Consider the following 20,596-nt stretch of genomic DNA (forward strand, 5'->3'; position numbering starts at 1 on the left):
GTCCCTTATTAAGGCTCGGTCCCCTGCTTTACCAATAAAAACAGGGCCCAGGCTCAAAGCGCCAAGGGCCCCATGATAATCGAGCCGGGCCGTCAAGACCATGACAGCCCCCACACAGTACGGCTTCCCTACATGCCTCAGGCTGGCAGGTCGATCCCCGCCTCCCGCATCTGGGCCAGCTTGTAGCGCAGAGTGCGCGGGCTGATGCCGAGTCGGTCGGCCACCGCCTTGCGGCTGCCGTTACAATCTTGCAGGGTGTCGAGGATGATCTGGTGCTCCTGCTGCTTGAGCTCGCTGCCGAGGCGATCGCCGCCATAGCTGCGCTCCACGCTGACAAACTCCATCTCCTGCTCGTCCAGCTCCTCCAGAATGAGGTGGTCACAATCAATGATCCCGTCGGGGCTGAGGATGAGGGCGCGCTGTACCACGTTATCCAGCTCCCGCACATTGCCGGGCCAGGGGTGGGCCAGCAACCGCTCCCGCGAGGCATCTGTCAACTGTGGTGTCGGCAGCCCCTGCTGACTGGCATGAAGTGCCAGCAGGTGCTCCGCCAGCGGCAGAATGTCGCCGGGCCGCTCACAGAGGGCAGACCAGCGCAGCGGAAAGACGTTGAGGCGATAGTAGAGATCTTCGCGGAACAGACCATCCTGCACCGCTTTTTTCAAATCCCGGTTGCTGGTAGCGATGACCCGCACATCCAGCGGGATCATCTTGCGACTGCCGAGCCGCTCCACCTCTTTCTCCTGCAACACCCGCAGCAATTTGGCTTGCAGCCCCTGATCCATCTCGGTGATCTCGTCAAGCAGCAGGGTGCCCCCCTGCGCCTGCTCGAACTTGCCCGGGCACCCCTGTACCGCACCGGTGAAAGCCCCCTTCTCGTAGCCAAACAGGGTCGCCTCCAGCATGTTTTCCGGAATGGCGGCGCAGTTGATGGCGACGAAAGGCTGCTCGGCGCGGCTGGAGTTATCGTGAATGTAACGGGCCAGCACCTCTTTACCCGTCCCGCTCGGGCCGGTCACCATCACGGTCGCTTCGCTTCTGGCCACTCGGGTCGCCAGCTGGAACAGCTCGGCAGTTTTGGGATCCCCGTAAACCACGGCGCGCTTCTCCACCTTTTGGGCGGGCACATAGCGGCTGACCTGATTGAGCAGCACCTCCGGCGAAAATGGCTTGGCCAGATAGTCGATGGCCCCTTCGCGCATGGCGCGCACTGCGCCATCGATGTTGGCGTAGGCTGTCATCAGCAGCACAGGTATCTGCGGATATTGCTGGCGGATGGTAGCCAACAGGGTGAGGCCGTCCATTCCCCCCATCTGGATATCGGAGATCACCATGTCAAACGGCTGACGGGAGAGGGCCAGCAGAGCCCTCTCGCCGCTGTCCGCTTCACGGCACTCATAACCGCCGAGCAAAAGGGTATCCACCAGCGCTTCGCGCAGGCCATTGTCATCTTCTACAACCAGGATCCGGGCCTGAGTCATGCTACACCTCCAAGCTGCACCGGTTGCTGATGCAGGGGGAACGACAGAGTAAAACAGGTGCCTTCACCGGGAACCGAGGCCACACCGACCTCCCCCTGATGGGCACGCACGACGGATTGCACCACCGCCAACCCGAGGCCAGTGCCTTGGGAGCGAGTGGTAAAGAAGGGTTCGAATACCTGACCGAGCTGATGGGAAGGGATCCCCTTGCCATTGTCGATGACCCGTATCTCCACCCGGGCACCACTGCGCACCGCGCTGACCAGCAGCGAGGTGGCCCCTGCCTGCTGAGCATTTGCTATCAGGTTGTTGATGGCTCCCGCCAGCGCACTGCTGTTGGCCAGCAGACAGAGATCGGGCTCAGGCGCCTCCATGTGCAGCTCGCAGCCCTGTTGCTGACAGAAAGCCTCGGCGCCTGCCTGAACTTCAACCATTAGGCCCTGTACCGAGATGGGGGTGACCACCTGACTGTCACCGTTGCGGGCAAACAGCAGGATATCGTTGATCTGCTTCTCCAGATCCTGCAGACGGGCCATCAGCTTTTGCTGAAACTGAGTGCGGGACTCCGGCTTGAGGGTACGGTTGGCCAGGTTGGCGGCATAGAGCATGGCTGCGGAGAGCGGAGTGCGGATCTGGTGGGCGAGCGAAGCCGCCATATTACCGAGTGCCGACAGCCGCTTCATGTGATTGATGCGATCCTGCAGCTTGCGGGTTTCAGTCAGGTCGTTGATAAAGACCAGCTGACCACGCTGATCAGGCAGCGGCTGGGTCGAGAGCTGCACCCGGCGCCCGTCGCGCAGGGAGATCTCGTGGCCATCATCCTCGCGCGGCTCGAAGCAGCGGGCAATGATGTTACGCCAAAGCTCCCCTTCCAGCGGCTCTCCCAGCAGTGAGATGGCAGCTGGATTCGCGCGGGTGACCACACCAGCCCCATCAAGCAGCAACACCCCGGTGGGGAGCGCCTTGAAGATGGCGTAGAGCTGGCTCACTTCGTGTGACTGGAGTGGCATGTCCTGTTGCTGGATTGTCATAAAGCTGACCTCAAACTGGCTATTGGGTCAGGTTATTCAATTTCCATGCCACTAAATTATATGAATTAAAACAATGAATTGTGCGTTGGCGTCAAGGCTTTGACCCTCAGACGTCCTTGCTCATCCCGTACTTTTTCATCTTCTCTACCAGGGTGGTGCGCCGCATGCCGAGCAGATCGGCGGCGCGGGCCACCACCCCGTCCTGAGACTCCAGCGCCTGGCGGATCAACTCCACCTCGAGGTCGGCCAACATTTCCTTGAGATTGACCCCCTCCTCCGGCAACTGCATGGTGCGGGCAGAGGCGAGAGGATGATCCAGTTCCGGCGGCTCCTGGAATACCGCAGCCAGCGCATCCCGCTCATCCAACTCTGTCAGCCGCTCATCCCGCGGCTCGCTCGGCAGCAGGCGATAACGGCTCGGCAGATCGGCCACATCGACAATCTGGTGCGGGTAGAGGATCAGCAGCCGCTCCAGCAGGTTGGATAGCTCGCGCACGTTACCGGGCCAGGGGTACTGCATCAGTGACTCCAGCGCACGCTGGGTCAGCCGGATAAAACCGTGGTGCTGCTCGGCATGGCGGTTGAGCAGCTCCTGCAGCAGCAGCGGGATGTCATCGATGCGATCCCGCAGCGGCGGAGTCTCGATCGGGAAGACGTTGAGACGATAGTAGAGATCTTCACGAAAGCCCTGACTGCGGATCAATGCCTCCAGATCACGGTGGGTCGCCGCAATGATGCGCACATCAGCCTGAATAGGCTTGCCACCACCCACCCGATCAAACAGCCGCTCCTGCAATACCCGCAGCAGTTTGACCTGCATCGGCATCGGCATGTCGCCAATCTCGTCGAGGAACAGGGTGCCCCCCTGCGCCAGCTCGAAACGACCGCGACGGGCTGCGATGGCGCCGGTAAAGGCTCCCTTCTCGTGACCGAACAGCTCGCTCTCCAGCAATTCGGCAGGAATGGCACCACAGTTGATAGGCACAAAGGGGCCACTACTGCGGGCCGAGAGTTCGTGAATGGCACGGGCCACGACCTCTTTGCCGGTTCCGGACTCGCCGAGGATCAGCACGTTGGCATCTGTCTCGGCCACCTGGCTAATGAGGCGACGAACCTCCTGGATCCCTTTTCCTTTACCCACCAGCAAACGCAGTAACGTCTGCCCCTTGTCGTGAGTCTGTTGACGAGGATGGAGAGAGACAAAGGCCTGACAGAAGTGCAGATGGCGGGTGAGAGATTCATAGGTAAAGGGTGAGAGCGCGACCCCGATGAAGTTGCTGTTGGGCAGTACCTCCTCAACCAGCGAGATAAAGGGGGTACGAGGGAAAGCGGCAAGTAACTCGGGCAAAGTGCGACCAGTCAGCTCACCTACCAGTACCCCTTGCAGTGGGCCGGAAGATTCGATAGCAACATCCAGGTCCCCTTCTGCGACATCCTGCCACAGGATCCCCATAAACGAGAGTACGGTTCCCAACTGCTGGCGCCGCTGCGCATCGGCATCAACAATCAACACGCCCATCTCCACCATATCCATCCCTCGCGACATCCTGAACTAACCTATTGTTTTATTTAGTAATAAAACAGCTACAGACTGTATTTTTGCAAGCACACAAAGTGCCAAAAAACCGACGCATTGTCAAAAATTGTCGTATTCAGGCTAAGTGTATCGACAGAAACGGGAGATTAGATAAATTTTGCCGAGGAATTTTCTGCATTGGCGCCGCGAACAAACGCCACCAATGGCAGAAAAAAAACTGCCCTCGTCAGAGGGCAGCATGTGACACTGTGAAGAGCACTCAGTGGCGATTATGGTGGTGCGGCGCCGCATAGCGACATTCGGGAAAACGGCTGCAAGCCAGGAATAGCCGACCGGCGTGGGGACCTTTTTTCGCTTCCCGCTCCACCAGCGGCGCATCACAGCGGGGGCAGAGCTGCACCTCATGCTCTTCATCATCTTCTACATCGGCAAACAAGCCATCGACCAGCTCCCCCTCACTCTGTGGCGCCTCCACCATCCCCTTGGCCTGAATGGCGGGCTCGTGGAGCGACGCAGGCGAGATCGCCTCGGTATGGGCAGTGCGACCACGCATCCCGGCACCGACATCCACGCCATCCAGCAGCAGAGGGTTGAACGTCGGCTCGCGACGCGCCCCGTGCGGCAGATCGTCGATCAGCGGCTCGCTGGTTTTGACCAGCAGCGGCAGGATCTGTTCGCGCAGCTCTCCCACCAGATAGCTGGCACTTGCCGGGATCTGCAGCAACGGCAGACCGGCGCTGTCGCAGGCGGTTTTCAGAAAAAGATCCCGCGCCTTGCGCTTCTGGTGACGGTGGGAACTGTCATCGAGTTCGATGGCGCAGATAAAAGAGAGATCGGCGGGGTGGCAAAGCAGATAGTCGAAATGCTTGGCGCTGATCTTGTTGAAGTACTGCTGCCATTTGCTTTTGCCGATCCCGGCCAGCGGCGTCAGCACATCGGCCACCCGCACCTTGGCAAAGACCCGGGCCTTGTCACCCACCGCTAGATCCAGCACCCCGAGGAAAGATCGCTCGGCGGGAGTGAACAGGGTCTCCTGCACATCATAGGGCAGGCGCTTTTGCTGTCTGCCTCTGCTCCAGAAGATCGCCAGCACAAGCAGCGCCAGCAATAGTAATCCCGATAGGACAAGGGTATTCATGAGAGCACGATCCAGTTCACAACACGAAAGGGGAATTACTTTACCACAGCCGCCACGAAGCAAGGCAGCAGACAAGCGTATGGAAAGTGTAAAAGTCCCGTCTTTTTATCTATTTGCCCGCAGGCGGGGGTTCATATGACCAGCCACAGCAGGCACAATGGGGATCGAGCAAGAAATCCAATTTCAAGGAGAGCAGGATGCAAAAGCAATTGGTGGTCACCGTGATCGGTTCAGACAAACCCGGGATCGTCGAGAGTCTGGCGGCCGTCATCAGCCGCGAGCAGGGCAACTGGCTGGGCAGCGCCATGAGCGAACTGGCAGGCCAGTTTGCCGGAATCCTCCATGTATCTGTCCCCGACGAGCACTATCGCAGCCTATGCGAAGCACTGGCCCTGCTGCCGGGTCTGACCATCAGCTTTGCCGAAGGGACACCAACCACCGAGCCGGCTCATCAGGTAATGATGACGGTAACCGGCAACGACCGCCCCGGCATCGTCCATGAAGTAGCCAGCATCCTGCGCCAACTCGAGATCAACGTGGCCGATCTCACTACCGGCTGTGAGCCGGCCCCCCACTCAGGCGCCCCGCTATTCTATGCTCACGCGCTGGTTGCCTTGCCCGACGGACTCGCGATGGATGACCTGATCACCGCGCTGGAATCCCTCTCCGACGATCTGGTGGTCGACATAGACGAGGCGTTCAGCGAGCAGTAACAATACCGTCATTTATTTGTCATATATTAACGCCATAACTGCCGCGCAGACGCGACCTGAAACAGAGGCACAAGATGAGCACCGACAAGCTGTATGAAGAGAAAGAGCTGAGCTGGCTCTCATTCAATGAACGGGTGTTGCAAGAGGCAATGGACAAGACGGTGCCCCTCATCGAGCGGGTCCGTTTTCTGGGGATCTTCTCCTCCAACCAGGATGAGTTCTTCAAGGTGCGGGTATCGGACGTCAAGCGTCGCATCCTCATCAATGAAGTACATGGAGGCGACGATGAAGCCAAGGTGCTGCTGCGCGCCATCCAGCAAAAAGTGATGGCGCTCGGTGAAGCGTTTGACAACACCTACAAGGAGCTGTTGATTGCACTCGCTCGCCACAACATCTTCCTGGTCAACGAGAACCAGCTCTCCGATGCCATTCAGAAGTGGCTGCGGGTCTTCTTCAAGGAGAAGGTGCTGCGTCATATCATCCCGATCCTGCTCAACAAGGAGGTCAATCCGGTCAAATTCCTCAAGGATGAGTACACCTATCTGGCCATCGAGATGAAGAAGAACGGTCAGGTGATCCAGTACGCCCTGGTGGAAGTGCCGACCGATGACCTGCCCCGCTTCTTCCAGCTGCCGCCGGAAGGGACCCGCCGCAAGAAGCAGATCATCATTCTGGATAACGTCATCCGCTTCTGCCTCGACGAGATCTTCAAAGGCTTCTTCGACTACGACGAGATTGCCGCCTATGCGGTGAAGCTGACCCGGGATGCCGAATACGACCTCTCCGACCAGCTGGACTTGAGCCTGGTGGACAAGATGAGTGACGGCTTGAAGCAGCGCCTCACCGCCATGCCGGTGCGTTTCGTCTACGAGCGGGAGATGCCCGCCGCCATGATAAGCTTCCTGAAACTCAAGCTGCAGATCAGCTCCTACGACGCCATCATGCCGGGTGGGCGTTACCACAACTTCAAGGATTTCATCGGCTTCCCCAACGTGGGCCGTGACTATCTCGAAAACCCCAAACTGCCGGCCCTCGATTGCCGCGATTTTGACGGCTTCGTCAACGCCTTCGATGCCATCACCAAGCAGGATATTCTGCTCTACTACCCGTATCACAAGTTCCACCACTTCACCGAGTTGGTGCGCCAGGCGGCGTTCGATCCGGCGGTGAGCGCCATTCGCATCAACATTTATCGGGTGGCCAAGAAGTCGCGGATCATCCACTCCCTCATCGATGCCGCCAACAACGGCAAGAAGGTGACCGTGGTGGTCGAGCTGCGTGCCCGCTTCGACGAAGCGGCCAACATCGACTGGGCCAACATCCTCACCGATGCCGGGGTCAAGGTGGTGTTCGGGGTACCGAGCCTCAAGATCCATTCCAAGCTATGCCTCATCACTCGCCACGAAAATGGCGAGCCAGTGCGCTATGCCCACATCGGTACCGGTAACTTCAACGAGAAGACCGCCAAGATCTACACCGACTTCTCGCTGCTGACCCGCAATCCGGATATCACCGCCGAAGTAGAGGGGGTGTTTGAATATATCGAGTACCCCTATCGGCGCTACAAATTCAACCACCTGCTGGTCTCCCCCATCAACAGCAGACGTCAGCTCTATCGTCTCATCGACAACGAGCTATCCAACGCCAAGGCGGGCCAGCCGAGCGGCATCATCCTCAAGATCAACAATCTGGTGGACCGGGATCTCATCAACCGGCTCTATGCCGCCGGTCAGGCGGGCGTGCCGATCCAGATGATCATCCGTGGCATGTGCGCCCTGCGGCCGGGCGTGCCGGGTTTGAGTGACAACATCAAGGTGATCAGCATCATCGACCGCTTCCTCGAGCACCCGCGGGTGATGGTGTTCCACAACAAGGGCAACCCCCAGCTCTATATCTCCAGCGCTGACTGGATGAGCCGCAATATTGACGGCCGGATCGAGGTGGGCACGCCCATCTATGACGAGCGGCTCAAGCAGCGCATCATGGATATTCTCGAGCTACAACTGAGTGATACCTGCAAGGCGCGGGTGATCGATGCCGACCAGAAAAACGAATATGTGAAGCGGGGCAATCGCCGAAAAATCCGCTCTCAGGTCGCGATTTACGACTATCTCAAACGTATCGAGTCAAACAATGGACAATAGCCTCTACGCCGCCGTCGATCTCGGCTCCAACAGTTTTCACATGGTGATCGCCCATCTGAGCGAAGGGCGTTTTCGCATCGTCGATCGCATCAAGGAGCGGGTGCGTCTGGCCGAGGGGATGGACGAGCAGAAGCGCATGAGCCCAGAGGCGATGGAACGCGGCCTCGCCTGTCTGTCACTCTTTGCCGAACGGCTCACCAATATCAAACCGGATCAAATTCGTATTGCCGGTACCTACACCCTGCGCCGCGCCAGTAACGCCCGTGAATTCGTCAGCGAAGCGGCCAAGGTGCTCAACCACCCCATCGAGATCATCAGCGGGCAGGAAGAGGCGCGCCTCATCTATCAGGGCGTCGCCCATACCCAGCATATTGAAGGTCAGGTACTGGTAGTTGACGTCGGCGGTGGCAGCACCGAGCTCATCATCGGCGAGGGGTTCGATCACAAGGCACTCACCAGCCGCAAGATGGGCTGCGTCAGCTTTACCCAGAGTTTTTTTGCCAGCGGCAAGCTGAGCGAGAAAAACTTCAGCAATGCGGTACTGGAGGCGCAGCACCAGCTCGCCCCCATCGTCAACCAGTACCGCAAGCTGGGTTGGCAGAGCTGTCTTGGCAGTTCAGGCTCGATCCGCACCGTGCGCGACGTACTGCAGGGTGAGGGGCTGACTGACGGCAGTATTACGCTGGAGGGGCTGGAGCGACTTAAAGCCCTGATGATCGAGCGCAAGCGGGTCGATAACCTCAAGCTGGTCGGGCTCACCGAAGAGCGTCAGGAGGTGTTTGCCGCCGCGGTCGCCATCCTGCTCGGCCTGTTTACCTCGCTGCCCATCGAGCGGCTCGACTACTCTGATGGCGCCCTGCGTGAAGGGCTGCTCTACGAGTTTGAGGAGCGCTTGCAGCACCACGATATCCGCGAGCGCACTGCGCAAGCCCTTGGCACCCACTACCGGATGGACAAAAAGCAAGCCGCCCGGGTAGAGCAGAGCGTGCTGACCCTGTTTGACGCCCTACAAGAACCCTGGCAGATGGAGGTAGACCCCTATCGCGCCATCCTCGGCTGGGCGGCGCGGCTGCACGAAATTGGCCTTGCCATCAACTACAGCGGCATCCATCGCCACTCCGCCTATATCCTGCAACACACCGACCTGCCCGGCTTCAACCAGGACGATCAAGCTCTGCTGGCGGCGCTGGTACGCTTTCAGCGCAAGGGGCTCAAGCTCTCCGAGCTCCCTTCCCTGCCCAACCACGACATGCAAACGGTGCTGCGCTGCATCCGCATTCTGCGCCTTGCGGTAGCAGCCCATCACAGACGCCAGGACGACCTGCTGCCTGAGTGGAGAGTCTCAGTGCAAGGCGATCAGCTGGTTGTGACCCTGCCGATCGACTGGTGCGAGGAGAACCGCCTTCTGATGCAGAATCTGGAGAAGGAGCACCGTTATTGCCAGGAGCAGGGCTGGCCCCTGCTCTTTCAACTGGCCTGAGCCCGCAGATACGCAGATAGCAAAGAGGCAGCCATCGGCTGCCTCTTTGCTTTGCTGTTTCCCCGTCAGGCCACCTGCAACTGCGGGAGCAGCAGCTTGGCAATCTCGAAGTAGATGATAAGACCAGTGCCATCCACCAGGGTGGCAATAAAAGGAGCCGATACCACAGCAGGATCGATACGGAAGCGACGCAGTACCATTGGGATGATGGAGGCAACTGTGGCGCTCCAGAGCACGATGGCGATCACCGTCAAGGTCACTACCATGCCAATTTCGGGACCGACACCGAGGCTCCATGCTCTAACCCAGGCCGCCATTGCAATGGCACCTGAAATGAGCAGACCTGTAGAGAGTTCTTTCTTCAGCACGGTACCGAGGTTACGCAGACTCACCTCCCCGACCGCCATGGCACGTACTATGGTGGTGGTGATCTGGGTACCACTGTTGCCCCCTGTGCCGATCAGCAGCGGGATAAAGAACGCCAGCGCGATGACCGCCTCAAGCTGCTCTTCGAACGCTCGCAACACGGTGCCGGTGTAGGCTTCCGCCACAAACAGGATGAGCAACCAGCCCACTCTTTTACGCCATAGCTGCCAAGGTGTCGCCTGTAAGTAAGAGGTATCGAGCGGGGATGAGCCCCCCTGCATCTCGGCATCCTCGGTCGATTCTAGTTCCAGAATATCGGCCGCATCATCAACATGGAAAATACCGACCAAGCGCCCCTGATCCTCTACTGGCAGGACCGAAAGGTCGCGATCGATCAGCAGGCGTGCAGCCAGTTCCTGATCCGCCCGGGCATTGATCCGGACGGTTTCGCGATCCATCAGCGTAGTAACACTGGCCTCGGGGTCGGCAATCAGCAAGCTCTTGAGCGAGATACTCCCCTGCAGACGACCGTCTACATTGACCACATAGATGTGGCGAAATAGCTGGGCGTTGTCCCAGGCGTCGTGGATCAGCTGCTTGGCCTTGCCAACGGTATCCTGTTCGCTCACCGCCAGATACTCATAGCGCATGTTAGCCCCAACGGACTCAGACGGCCAATCCAGCAGGGAGTAGTACAACGCCTGCGCCTGGGCCGGGAAACGGGCCAGCAGCATGGTGCGTTCCTGGCGACCCAGCTTGCGCAGGATAGCCACCATTTCGCGGCGGGGGATCGCCTCTTGCAATACGCTGACGATGCTGCCATGTAGCCGCAGCAAAAGGCGACCGGCACACTCTGCGGAGAGAGAGGCGATCAGTTCTGCCCCTTCTGACGCAGGCAAGGTGTCAAAGATGCAGTTGAGCTCTTCCGGACGCAGGGTTAGCAGCTGATCGGCACGCTGAACCGGATCCAGGTTGTGTTCCAGCCAGCTTTGCAGACTGGCGAGATCGAGTAGTTGATGACGGTTGAGAATGGTGTGTGTTTTCTTCATCACAAAGAACCTCATGTGATTTCAGGCAAGCCTGAATGCTTCCGGAAATAGCCGGATGCAACGACAAGAAAACAGCAATTTGATTGACGAGTAATAGGCAGGAAATGACGCCGTTCGGCGTGTCATCATCCCCACGTACCAGCTTTAGCACTGTATAACGTATCCGGCATGCCGGAAGCCACTTGGGTTTACACCTTAATCCGATGAAAACTGTCCTGATCTTGGGCGTCTCTGGACGTCGTGAGATCAGTGGCCTGTGTTTATACAGGAGCCTCGCCTAACGAGATGCTGCAAATAATATGCACAACCCTCTGTTGTGCGGGCGGCATGATTATCCAATCCCACCGGGAGGTCAACCCCGCCTCAACCATGAAACCGAGTATGGCAACAGCTTGTTACAATTGTCCGACAATACCAGGGGAACTCTGCCGGAAACCCACAGTAAAAAGGCCCCATAGGGGCCTTTTCTTAGCGAATATAGTCAAATAATGTCAGACGACTTATTTTGCTAAACGAGAGTTGTGAGGCACTCAAGGCAGCATCTTCTTTGGACAACGTTGAAATCACCTCATAGAGATCGGCCTCCGACACCTTGGATCTCGCTTCGGCGTTGAGAGTGCTCAATCCCTCGTTGGACCCCATCACCTGCTCCAGACTATTCATACGGCCACCCAGCTCACCCAACCCGTGATCGATATTCAAACGAGCATTTTTCATATGAACAGTGGCATCAGCCACTTTTTGCTCAAAGCTCTCCGCGGAAATATTGGGGTCACGCAGAGCAGTAATAAAATCCGACATCCCGTTCAACACGTTGTCATTTTTGGGAGGATTAAGAGCAAACTGCTGGGCTGCGCCACCTGCAGGCTGGTCCAGTGTCAATTCGAGACCATTGAACGGTATTTTGGTACCAGGAGTGTAATTGCCCGTCTGCAGAGTATTGCCACCGGCATCTTTGATATCATAGGTATCAGGTGGGCCAATGGTGGTAGAAACAGTGTAGGTGTTGCTGGGCAGTGTCGGGTCATAACTTGCTTTATAGAAATTATCAAAATCCCCCTGATCACCGACCCCGACGTTGATATTTGCACTGGTGGCACTGGCGGTTCTTCTGGTCGCTACGATTTCAAACAGATCCTGTCCAGAATCATTGGCAGCAATTTGCACTGTGGGTGATACCTGAATATTTCGCTGGCCAGGATCACCCTGATAAATGTATTTGCCGTTGGCGTCTCTTATATAGGGCTGTGTCTTGCTCTGATTGCCACCGAAAATAAATTCACCCGATGAGTTCTTGCTGTTCATCAGGTCAAACATTTGCTGCTGCAACCCTTCCAGTTCGCTGGCGATGGCCTTGCGGTCATCAAGGCTGATGGCACCATTATTGGACTTCTGGATCAGGGTCTGGGCACTGAGCATCGCAGTATTGAGAGAATCCAATACCGTCTCTTCATGTCCCAGGCTGTTCTGCAGCAAACTGCCATTCACACTGTACTGTTTGAACAACTCAATCTCTTTGTTCAATGCCATCTTCTGGCTCATGCCTGCTGGATCTTCACCAGCAGTCTGAAACTTGTTGCCGGTTTGCAACTGCTGATAGGCCTTGTCCAGCCGCTCGTTGGTATTGGTCAGGGAGTAAAGATTCCGATCGTAGATCATGTTGGTGGTGATGCGCATGACGTTACCTCACGGACGAAAGCAATGTATCGAAGATGGTTTTGGCCGTACTGACCACCTGGGCGGATGCCGCATAAGATTGCTGGAAACGGATCAGATTGGCCGCCTCCTCCTCCAGATTGACCCCGGAGACGCTCTCATAGATCCCGGTACTCTGGATCAGCTTGGATTCATTGGCTTTAAGCTGAGTTTTTGCCTGGCTCGTATTGTTGCCCACTTCCATCACCAAGCCTGAGTAAGCCTGGTTGAAAGTCATCTTGTCGTTGGTCGTTCCCCCGTTGGTACTCTTGCGCACCAGATCCTTGTTTTGCAACTCCGCCATAGCCAAGCCATTACTGTTGTCAGCAAAACCATTGGTATTGTAACTGAGCTGGAAGCTGTCGGTTTGTACTACCGTGCCGGTAATACTGAACTCGTAGCCCGGGCTCTGTTTAGGGTTGCTATAGACCGCGGGTCCGCCCGGAAAGGGGCTGACGATAGATGCCATCAAATTCTGCCCTTTGCTGGCTGCCGGAGCGATTCCTATCAAGGTAGTCCCATCACCGGCATATACCTCATAGTTGCCGTTGTTGCCGATCTTGACGATCTGGGGCGCGGCGGGATCCAGGCTATTGGTACCAAAACCGGAACCCGTTCCGGTATTGAAGACACCATCCAGTTTAATGTCCGCACTGCCGATGTTGTTGGTTGTCTTCTGCACTTTAAGCGGTGCAGCCAGGGCCAGGTCTTCCGGCCGGGTGATCTGCTGAGCAAGCCCGGCAGCAGCCCCCTTTGCCGGTTGCAGTAGCAGCTTGTCTCCTGCCGCCGGTGTGCCGGTAAGATCGATCGAGATCCCGTGACCAGCCACTTCAAACGTCGCTGGCGGCGTGGTGCCTGTTGCCACAGAAGTTCGATTTCCTGCTTTGTCCAGCGAGAACACCTCATATCCGGTCGCACTGCTAAAGCGTACTTCATAATCGAAAGGGGTCACTGAGCTTCCTTTGCCTGCGACGAAGCTGACATTCGCCCCGACCGACCCCGTGTTGTCGCCATAAGGCAATCCCTTGCTGGTTGGCAGGGTGAAAATATCGCTGCCCAACTCGTTGTCCAGATCCATCCCGAGACGGTTTTGCTGATTCATGGCATCTGCCATCGCAACGGCCAACTGCCCCAGCTCACGCTTGGTCGGCTCCAGGTCGGTACGCGCCTTGAACAACCCTCCTATGGCTCCCCCAAACGTATCGTGATCAATGAGTGCCTGATTGTCGCCAAGGGTCAGTTGCAACTCCTGATCACGGGAATCAGGGTCTCCTGCCACCACCTTGAACTGGGCAACGCCTCCATCCAGGATCAGCGAATGACCAGTACTCATATTGACCAGCATGCTGCCGTTGGGTTGAGCAACGGTGCGAATATCCATCTTCTCGGAAAGCTGTCTTATTGCCTCGTCACGCTGATCAAACAACATCAGGTTCTCTTCGGGTGATCCCTGAGTGCGAATGATCGCCTGGTTGAGATCATTGATACTGGTCAACAAGCTGTTGACCTGCTTGGTTTCATCTTCAATACGGGTATTGAGGGTATCGCTGTGCTTGTCGAGCTGGGCCGATAGTGTGTGAAATCGGTTTACCATACCACTCAACTCCGTCATCACTACCTTGCGGCCCCCGATCTCGGCGGGCGATTCATTTGCCGAATGAAAGGACTTGAAATAAGAGGTAATGGTCTCACCCACACTGTTGCTGGTGTCTCCCAGCAGGCGATCCACATCGGCCAGCTGTTCGTAATGGGTCAGAGATGCGTAAAAGGCAGAGGTATCGCGACGCACCTCTCCCTGCATATAGCTGTTGATCACTCGCTCGGTCTTGATATCACCGGTACCAAGACCGATGGCATTGGTATACACCAGCGTACGCTCGCGCACATAGCCCTGGCTATTGACGTTCACGATGTTGTTACTGGTGCTCTGCAACAGACGCTGCTGGGCCAGCACGCCCGATGATCCAATTCCAAGCAGATCGCTTGCCATATTTACAGCTCCATCTCGTTGTATCGGGCAATGGCATCACTGCGCAATACCTGTTTCAGTTTTCTGGCGTAGTGCGGATCGGTGGCATAACCTGCCTGTTGCAATGCCTCGAAGTAGCGATCCGGACTGTCCACCTTGGCCAGGGCCCCCTTGTAGCGCGAACCCGAGGTGAGAAAGTCCACATAGTCATTGAAGCTCTCTTCAAACGAGCCATACGAACGAAATGCCGCTTTCTGGCGGGATGCGACGCCCTCTTCATATTCCAGGGTGCTGACGACCGCCCTGGGGCCCTCCCAGCGAGGGTCGGCCTTGATGCCAAACAGGTTATGAGTCATCTGCCCCTCACCATCCTTGATCACCCGCTTGCCCCAACCACTTTCCAATGCCGCCTGAGCCACCAGCACCGCCGGACTCAATCCCAACTTGTCCGCAGCCTTCTTGGCTAACGGCATCAGGTGCTGCACAAACGCTTCCGGACTATCAAACTGTGCACTCCCCTCCCCATGACTACGATGGTGAGCCACAGGCCCCATTGGCGGTACACTACGGTGGGGGCGCGTGGGCATGACTAGCGGGGTTTTCCCCTTTTCCATCTCTTTTTCAGCAAAATCTTTGCCAACTTTTGATGCTGAGATCAAATCTGTGGCTGCCGTCGTGGGTGGTACGTAGGGTTTATAGACTCGTTCCGTCCGCTGCGGCATCTTGAGCACCCGACCATCCTGATGGACAAATGTTTCCGGTGAGAGCTGCCTGGCCACCATGTCAGCCAATCCAAGCCCCCCCTTGCTGGACATGTCTGCCACTCTCTGTTCATCCAGCATCCCTTCATAGAACTGGGTATAGCTACTGTTCATCGGGTTATCCTGAGTCAATACCCCGTTGGCCTGACGCATGCTCTGAAACAACATCTGGGTAAAGATTGACTCGAACTGGCGCGCAGCTCCCTGCAGTGCCTCGGCCTGCCCCTCTTTGCTGTGGCTCATCTGGCGCAGACGGTCCAGGTTCTTGATATCCTGTACCACCCCGAGATTAATGCCGCTTTTGGTGTCAAACTCCGCCATTTTGTTTACCTCATTGCCACCCGTGGCAATCACTTGCCGCCAGTTACAATATGACCAGTTGCCCCTCGATAGCGCCGGCCTGCTGCAGCGCCTCAAGAATAGCCATCAAATCACCGGGGGCGACCCCGACCTGATTGACCGCCCGGACCAGATCGTCCAGGGTCGCACCGGTATCAAACTTGAACATCCGCCCAGGCTCCTGCTGGACATTGATGGTCGAGTTGTTGGTGACCGTGGTCTCGCCCCCCGCCAGCGGGTTGGGTTGAGAGACCTGCTGGTTTTCGGCGATGGTCACCGTCAAACCACCGTGACTGATAGCAGCCGGTTTGAGCTTCACCTGACTGCCGATAACGATGGTGCCTGTACGAGAGTTGACGATGATCTTGGCCGCCTCGTTGGCCGGGTCCACCTCCAGGTTCTCGATAGTCGCCAGATAGGAGACACGCTGGCCCGGATCCCGCGGGGCATAGACCTTGACCGAGGTGGCATCCAGAGCCTGAGCGGTATTGGGCCCCACCAGATCGTTGACTACGTCAGCCAGCCGACGCGCAGTAGTAAAGTCGGGGCGGTTGAGGTTGAAGGTGATCGTATCTCCCTGACTAAATGAGTTGGGCACCTCTCGCTCTACGGTTGCACCATTGGCAATCCGGCCGACGGTCGGAGTATTGACCACTACCTTGGAGCCATCAGCCCCCTCGGCACCCAGCCCGCCTACCACCAGGCTGCCCTGTGCGACTGCATAGACCCGCCCATCCAGCCCTTTCAGGAAACTCTGCAGCAGCGTACCACCGCGCAGGCTCTTGGCCTCACCGATGGCAGAGACAGTGACGTCGATAGTCTGGCCCGGCTTGGCAAACGGCGGCAAATCCGCATGGATCGCCACCGGCGCCACATCCTTGATCTTGGGTTTGATGTTGTCCGGGACCTTGATGCCGAAGTTGTTGAGCATGGTGCGGAAGGTCTGCTCGGTAAAGGCGTTGTTCTTCTCGCCGGTACCTGGCAGGCCCACGACCAGACCGTAACCGATCAACTGGTTGCTACGCACCCCCTCCACCGAGCTGATGTCCTTGATCCGGGCGGCATTCGCCAGCCCCAAGGGCAGCAGACAGCAGAGCAGAGTCACGAGACGGAGTGACTTCATAACATCTCCTAGAGCGGCCACCAGGGACCATTGAAAAAGCTGGTAAGCCATCCCTGTTCCTGGGTATTGGCCAGATCGCCGGTACCACCGTAATAAATGCGGGCATTGGCGACTTTCTGGGATGACACACTGTTATCCGAGGTGACATCCTCCGGTCTAATCAGGCCGGTGATACGGATATACTCATTGCCATTGTTGAGCATGATCCACTTCTCACCTCGTACCAGCAGATTGCCATTGGGTAATACCTTGGCAACACTGACCGAAATATTGCCCTGCAAACTGTTGCTTTGATCTGCTTTTGCCTGCCCCTTGAACGCACTGTTTTGACCGATGGATGCGGAGAGATCATAGGGGCTGGCCGTAACCGGTACGCCCCCCAGCGTCACTGGTTCCAGATTAAACTTGTTGTCCTTGCCACTCTGGGTATTGGCCTTCTTCGATGCAGATGTTGATTCCGACAACTCGATGGTGATGATGTCACCCACCTTGTGCGCCTTGATGTCCGAGTAGATGCCATTAACCTGATCCGGTTGAAAAATAGCACCCGTCGGTCTCACCGAGACCGGTTCCGACTCCCCGTATACGGGGGAAAACTCGGGGTCATCAGGCCTGGGTGTATTGGGAGTACTGCTACACCCCCCCAACACCAGCAACCCCAGCATCCATACGCTTTTCATCATGGCTCTCCCCATTAGGTCCGCTGGATCAGGAAGGACATCATGCCATCCACCGCTGAGAGGACTTTGGAGTTCATCTCGTAGACTCGCTGAGCCTGGATAAGATTCACCAGCTCTTCGGTGACGTTAACGTTGGAGCTCTCCAGCATCCCTTGCTTAATGACTCCCATACCATCCGCCCCCGCAGTCCCCTGAATGGCGGCACCGCTGGACTGGGTTTCCAGAAACATGTTCTCACCCATCGGCTGCAGGCCACTGGCATTAACAAAGTCTGACAGGGTGATCTGTCCGACCACCTGAGAGGCACCATCCCCCTTGAGCTGTACCGAGACCTGACCATCAGTGCCGACAGTGACACTCTGGGCATTTTCCGGAATCTGGATTTCTGGCTGCAGAGGATAGCCGTTACCCGGTGTCACTATGGTGCCTTCACTGTTAAGGGTGAATTGCCCATTACGGGTATAGGCAAGGCTGCCGTCGGGCAATTGGATTTCAAAGTAGCCACGGCCACTGATCATCAGATCCAGCGAATTGTCAGTCGTCTGTACGTTGCCCTGGCTGTGGTTTTTCTGGGTGGCCACGACCTTGGCTCCAGCACCGAGCATCAAGCCGGAGGGGAGCTCGGTATCGGCCGACGAACGGCCACCGGGCTGATTAATGTTCTGATAAAGCAAATCTTCAAAAATGGCCCGCGATTTCTTGAAACCAACGGTGCTGGCGTTCGCCAGGTTGTTCGATGTGACCGAAATATTGGTCTGCTGAGCATCCAACCCGGTCTTGCTGATCCAGAGTGCAGGATTCATAGGTAACTCCTCGATTAGCTGATACGCAGCAACTGGGTTTGGGCCTCGTCATTCTCTTCGGCCGTTTTCATCATCTTGACCTGGGTTTCAAACTGTCGTTGTAACCTGATCAGGTTGGTCATCTCATCCACCACATTGACGTTGCTCCCCTCCAGGGAGCCGGCAATCAGGCCAACATTGGCCGAGGCGGGTTCATTCTGGCCATCCTTGCGCCGGAACAGACCATCTTGCCCCTTCTCTACCGCATCTGCAGCCGGGTTAACCAGCTTGATCCGCTGAAAATCTTCCGACAAGTTCGCAGCTGCCCCTTCAGGACGACCACTGATAGTGCCATCCCGATTGATTTCGAGTTTCTCCATCGGCATTGGCAGCACGATGGGTTGACCACCGTCATCCACGACGTTCAGACCGGTCGAGGTTTGCAGGTTACCAGTCGCATTGACCTGCAGATTTCCCATACGGGTATAGGCCTCCCCCCCCTTGGGATCTTGCACTGCAATCCAGCCGGGACCATCCACCGCCACGTCAAGATCCCGCCCCGTGGTCATCAACATGCCATGCTGCAAGTTCTGGCCGGGACGTTCCGTCATGGCAAATACCCGACTGGGCAGCCCCTCACCAAAAGCCTGCATGCTGCGGGCCTGCTCGAAATCTGATTTAAAGCCGGTGGTATTGGCATTGGCGAGGTTATTACCGCGAACAGCCAGGCTGTTCATGTTCTCTTTGGCCCCGGACATGGCGATATAAAGCAGGTGATCCATGGGATTCTCCGTCAAACAGATGACTCTGACAGCAGAGCTGCAATTTGGATGCCAACAGAAGGGGGAATGCCGCACCATTCGGCAGCAGAGATCTATAAAAAAACGGGGCACCCAAGGTGCCCCGTTGCCGGAGAGGAATTAACGGATCTGCAAGATGGTCTGCTGCAGCGAACTATTTACCTCCAGAGAGCGGGAGTTGGCCTGGAAGTTACGCTGGGCAGTGATCAGGTCAACCAGTTCGGAGGTCAAATCCACGTTGGATTGCTCCAGCGCCGACGATTTGATGGTACCGAAGGTGCCGGAGTTGGGCGTTCCCGGCAATGCATCGCCAGAGAGCAGGGATTGCCGCCAGGAGGTATCTCCTATCTGGGTCAACCCTTGTGAGTTGGCAAACTTTGCCATGGCCACCATGGCCACCTTGATGGTTGTCGCGTTACTGTAAGTCGCGGACACAATGCCATCCGGCGTGATCTCGACTTTGGTCAAACGGCCGACTGTGGAACCATCCTGTGACAACTTGTTGACTTCGAACGGTGAGGCATATTGGGTTATTGTGCCCAACGAAATCTCAAAGGTCTGAGTGGGATCAGCACCATTAGTGATGATGCCTGCGCCGCCTGCCCCCAACGCCACTGTTTGAATTGTTGCAGGGGTAGTTGGGGTGATCATTTTACCATCGGCACCAAAGGTAAAACGAGCAGCTAACGGTACAGGATTCACACCTGTTGCCATCTGGGTTTGAACCCCGCTATCAATATCAATAGGCTTGTCGCCCTCATATAAATACATACGCCATGCTGTAGGATCTGCCGGTTTGGTAGGATCCGCATCGCTTGCTTCTTTGACGAAATACTGGGTGATGGTATGGGGTTCACCTAAAGAGTCGTACACCACAACAGACGTGGAAGACGAGTAAGTTTTCGAGTCTTTTGGATCAAAACTCGACAGACTGCCAACCACAGGAGGCACCGCAAGAGGATCCGGCATTGTTCCCGCCGACAAGGGGGTCGCCTTGGAAGGCAAATTGAAGCTCGCTTCAACCTTGCTGGTCTTTATAGGCTCACCCGCTCGATCCGGTATCTGGATCGGCTTGGTCGCATTGATACTCACAGCTTTCGGCGTACCGTCAGCATTAATTTCATAACCTTGCAGATAATGGCCCTGATTGTTAACCATATAACTGTTTTCATTGAGCTTGAACGCGCCAGCCCGAGTATAGGTGCGATCCAGGTTAGTCAAGCTGTCAGAGGTCACAAAGAAGCCATTCCCCTGAATAGCCAAATCCAGCGCGTTATTGGTAAATTGCAGAGCCCCCTGATGAAACTGCTGAGCCACCGCACCGGTCGCCACACCGTTACCAACCTGGGTCTTGGCATTGACAAAAATGGAGTTGGCGTAGACATCCGCAAACTCGGCACGGGACTCTTTAAAGCCCGTAGTATTAACGTTCGCAATGTTGTTAGCGGTGACGTTCAAGTCTTTTTGTGCCGCGTTAACACCGCTCAAGGCATTGTTAAATGACATAT

16 protein-coding genes and 1 riboswitch are annotated in these 20,596 nt (G+C 56.6%); of the genes, 3 read left to right on the forward strand and 13 right to left on the reverse strand.

What is annotated here, in order from left to right; translation table 11 throughout:
* Positions 1-137 precede the first annotated feature (137 nt).
* The 4 genes from G5154_RS17180 to G5154_RS17195 form a co-directional block, all read right to left on the reverse strand.
* Complete coding sequence (locus G5154_RS17180) at positions 138-1,481, reverse strand: sigma-54-dependent transcriptional regulator (RefSeq protein WP_108614389.1); 1,344 nt, start codon at positions 1,479-1,481, stop codon at positions 138-140.
* Positions 1,478-2,512, reverse strand: a complete 1,035-nt coding sequence (locus tag G5154_RS17185; protein ID WP_337072999.1) for a sensor histidine kinase — start codon at positions 2,510-2,512, stop codon at positions 1,478-1,480. The genes G5154_RS17180 and G5154_RS17185 overlap by 4 nt, the downstream gene beginning before the upstream one ends.
* Before the next feature lie 106 nt (positions 2,513-2,618).
* Positions 2,619-4,040 (reverse strand): sigma-54 dependent transcriptional regulator, encoded by a 1,422-nt coding sequence (locus G5154_RS17190; protein WP_421251245.1) that lies wholly within the window; start codon positions 4,038-4,040, stop codon positions 2,619-2,621.
* Between the two features lie 268 nt (positions 4,041-4,308).
* A complete protein-coding gene (locus G5154_RS17195) occupies positions 4,309-5,187 on the reverse strand; it encodes a DUF2726 domain-containing protein (protein WP_421251220.1) in 879 nt (292 codons plus the stop codon).
* A 197-nt stretch (positions 5,188-5,384) separates the two neighbouring features.
* On the opposite strand from G5154_RS17195, the gene G5154_RS17200 reads away from it, so the two are divergent.
* The 3 genes from G5154_RS17200 to ppx all read left to right on the forward strand — a co-directional run bounded on the left by G5154_RS17200 (position 5,385) and on the right by ppx (position 9,524).
* Positions 5,385-5,900 carry a glycine cleavage system protein R gene (locus G5154_RS17200; protein WP_005344548.1) on the forward strand — a complete coding sequence of 172 codons (516 nt, stop codon included), beginning with the start codon at positions 5,385-5,387 and terminating at the stop codon, positions 5,898-5,900.
* Between the two features lie 74 nt (positions 5,901-5,974).
* Positions 5,975-8,044 (forward strand): polyphosphate kinase 1, encoded by a 2,070-nt coding sequence (gene ppk1, locus G5154_RS17205; protein WP_005344546.1) that lies wholly within the window; start codon positions 5,975-5,977, stop codon positions 8,042-8,044.
* Entirely contained in the window at positions 8,034-9,524 is a 1,491-nt protein-coding gene (ppx, locus tag G5154_RS17210; protein ID WP_421251221.1) for an exopolyphosphatase, read from the forward strand. Before ppk1 ends, ppx begins: the two co-directional genes overlap by 11 nt.
* A 65-nt stretch (positions 9,525-9,589) precedes the next feature.
* On the opposite strand, the gene mgtE is transcribed toward ppx, so the two are convergent.
* The 9 genes from mgtE to flgE form a co-directional block, all read right to left on the reverse strand.
* Positions 9,590-10,939, reverse strand: coding sequence for a magnesium transporter (mgtE, locus tag G5154_RS17215; protein ID WP_421251222.1), 1,350 nt, complete (start codon positions 10,937-10,939; stop codon positions 9,590-9,592).
* A 122-nt stretch (positions 10,940-11,061) separates the two neighbouring features.
* Positions 11,062-11,231: riboswitch (M-box (ykoK) riboswitch) on the reverse strand.
* Between the two features lie 176 nt (positions 11,232-11,407).
* Positions 11,408-12,616, reverse strand: coding sequence for a flagellar hook-associated protein FlgL (gene flgL, locus G5154_RS17220; protein WP_421243988.1), 1,209 nt, complete (start codon positions 12,614-12,616; stop codon positions 11,408-11,410).
* 4 nt (positions 12,617-12,620) lie between these two features.
* Positions 12,621-14,624 (reverse strand): FlgK family flagellar hook-associated protein, encoded by a 2,004-nt coding sequence (locus G5154_RS17225; protein WP_421243989.1) that lies wholly within the window; start codon positions 14,622-14,624, stop codon positions 12,621-12,623.
* Between the two features lie 2 nt (positions 14,625-14,626).
* Complete coding sequence (flgJ, locus tag G5154_RS17230) at positions 14,627-15,685, reverse strand: flagellar assembly peptidoglycan hydrolase FlgJ (RefSeq protein ID WP_421251223.1); 1,059 nt, start codon at positions 15,683-15,685, stop codon at positions 14,627-14,629.
* A gap of 43 nt (positions 15,686-15,728) precedes the next feature.
* Positions 15,729-16,826: a flagellar basal body P-ring protein FlgI gene (locus G5154_RS17235; RefSeq protein WP_005344534.1), complete on the reverse strand. Its 1,098-nt coding sequence runs from the start codon at positions 16,824-16,826 to the stop codon at positions 15,729-15,731.
* An 8-nt stretch (positions 16,827-16,834) separates the two neighbouring features.
* Entirely contained in the window at positions 16,835-17,506 is a 672-nt protein-coding gene (gene flgH, locus G5154_RS17240; RefSeq protein WP_236346693.1) for a flagellar basal body L-ring protein FlgH, read from the reverse strand.
* Positions 17,507-17,520: 14 nt separating this feature from the next.
* Positions 17,521-18,309 carry a flagellar basal-body rod protein FlgG gene (flgG, locus tag G5154_RS17245; protein ID WP_005344532.1) on the reverse strand — a complete coding sequence of 263 codons (789 nt, stop codon included), beginning with the start codon at positions 18,307-18,309 and terminating at the stop codon, positions 17,521-17,523.
* Between the two features lie 14 nt (positions 18,310-18,323).
* Positions 18,324-19,070 carry a flagellar basal-body rod protein FlgF gene (gene flgF / locus G5154_RS17250; protein ID WP_005344530.1) on the reverse strand — a complete coding sequence of 249 codons (747 nt, stop codon included), beginning with the start codon at positions 19,068-19,070 and terminating at the stop codon, positions 18,324-18,326.
* A gap of 138 nt (positions 19,071-19,208) precedes the next feature.
* Positions 19,209-20,594: a flagellar hook protein FlgE gene (gene flgE / locus G5154_RS17255; protein WP_216979074.1), complete on the reverse strand. Its 1,386-nt coding sequence runs from the start codon at positions 20,592-20,594 to the stop codon at positions 19,209-19,211.
* Positions 20,595-20,596 lie beyond the last annotated feature (2 nt).

It is taken from the genome of Aeromonas sp. 600527, from assembly GCF_049175415.1.
Classification (GTDB): domain Bacteria; phylum Pseudomonadota; class Gammaproteobacteria; order Enterobacterales; family Aeromonadaceae; genus Aeromonas; species Aeromonas veronii_A.

Bases quoted from the DNA above. Each gene is read 5' to 3' on its own strand.
- G5154_RS17195 (WP_421251220.1), bottom strand. From the start codon at position 5,187: ATGAATACCCTTGTCCTATCGGGATTACTATTGCTGGCGCTGCTTGTG.
- ppk1 (WP_005344546.1), top strand. From the start codon at position 5,975: ATGAGCACCGACAAGCTGTATGAAGAGAAAGAGCTGAGCTGGCTCTCA.
- G5154_RS17235 (WP_005344534.1), bottom strand. From the start codon at position 16,826: ATGAAGTCACTCCGTCTCGTGACTCTGCTCTGCTGTCTGCTGCCCTTG.
- flgG (WP_005344532.1), bottom strand. From the start codon at position 18,309: ATGAATCCTGCACTCTGGATCAGCAAGACCGGGTTGGATGCTCAGCAG.
- flgH (WP_236346693.1), bottom strand. From the start codon at position 17,506: ATGAAAAGCGTATGGATGCTGGGGTTGCTGGTGTTGGGGGGGTGTAGC.
- G5154_RS17185 (WP_337072999.1), bottom strand. From the start codon at position 2,512: ATGACAATCCAGCAACAGGACATGCCACTCCAGTCACACGAAGTGAGC.
- flgJ (WP_421251223.1), bottom strand. From the start codon at position 15,685: ATGGCGGAGTTTGACACCAAAAGCGGCATTAATCTCGGGGTGGTACAG.
- G5154_RS17200 (WP_005344548.1), top strand. From the start codon at position 5,385: ATGCAAAAGCAATTGGTGGTCACCGTGATCGGTTCAGACAAACCCGGG.
- G5154_RS17180 (WP_108614389.1), bottom strand. From the start codon at position 1,481: ATGACTCAGGCCCGGATCCTGGTTGTAGAAGATGACAATGGCCTGCGC.
- flgL (WP_421243988.1), bottom strand. From the start codon at position 12,616: ATGCGCATCACCACCAACATGATCTACGATCGGAATCTTTACTCCCTG.
- G5154_RS17225 (WP_421243989.1), bottom strand. From the start codon at position 14,624: ATGGCAAGCGATCTGCTTGGAATTGGATCATCGGGCGTGCTGGCCCAG.
- flgF (WP_005344530.1), bottom strand. From the start codon at position 19,070: ATGGATCACCTGCTTTATATCGCCATGTCCGGGGCCAAAGAGAACATG.
- mgtE (WP_421251222.1), bottom strand. From the start codon at position 10,939: ATGAAGAAAACACACACCATTCTCAACCGTCATCAACTACTCGATCTC.
- ppx (WP_421251221.1), top strand. From the start codon at position 8,034: ATGGACAATAGCCTCTACGCCGCCGTCGATCTCGGCTCCAACAGTTTT.
- G5154_RS17190 (WP_421251245.1), bottom strand. From the start codon at position 4,040: ATGGTGGAGATGGGCGTGTTGATTGTTGATGCCGATGCGCAGCGGCGC.
- flgE (WP_216979074.1), bottom strand. From the start codon at position 20,594: ATGTCATTTAACAATGCCTTGAGCGGTGTTAACGCGGCACAAAAAGAC.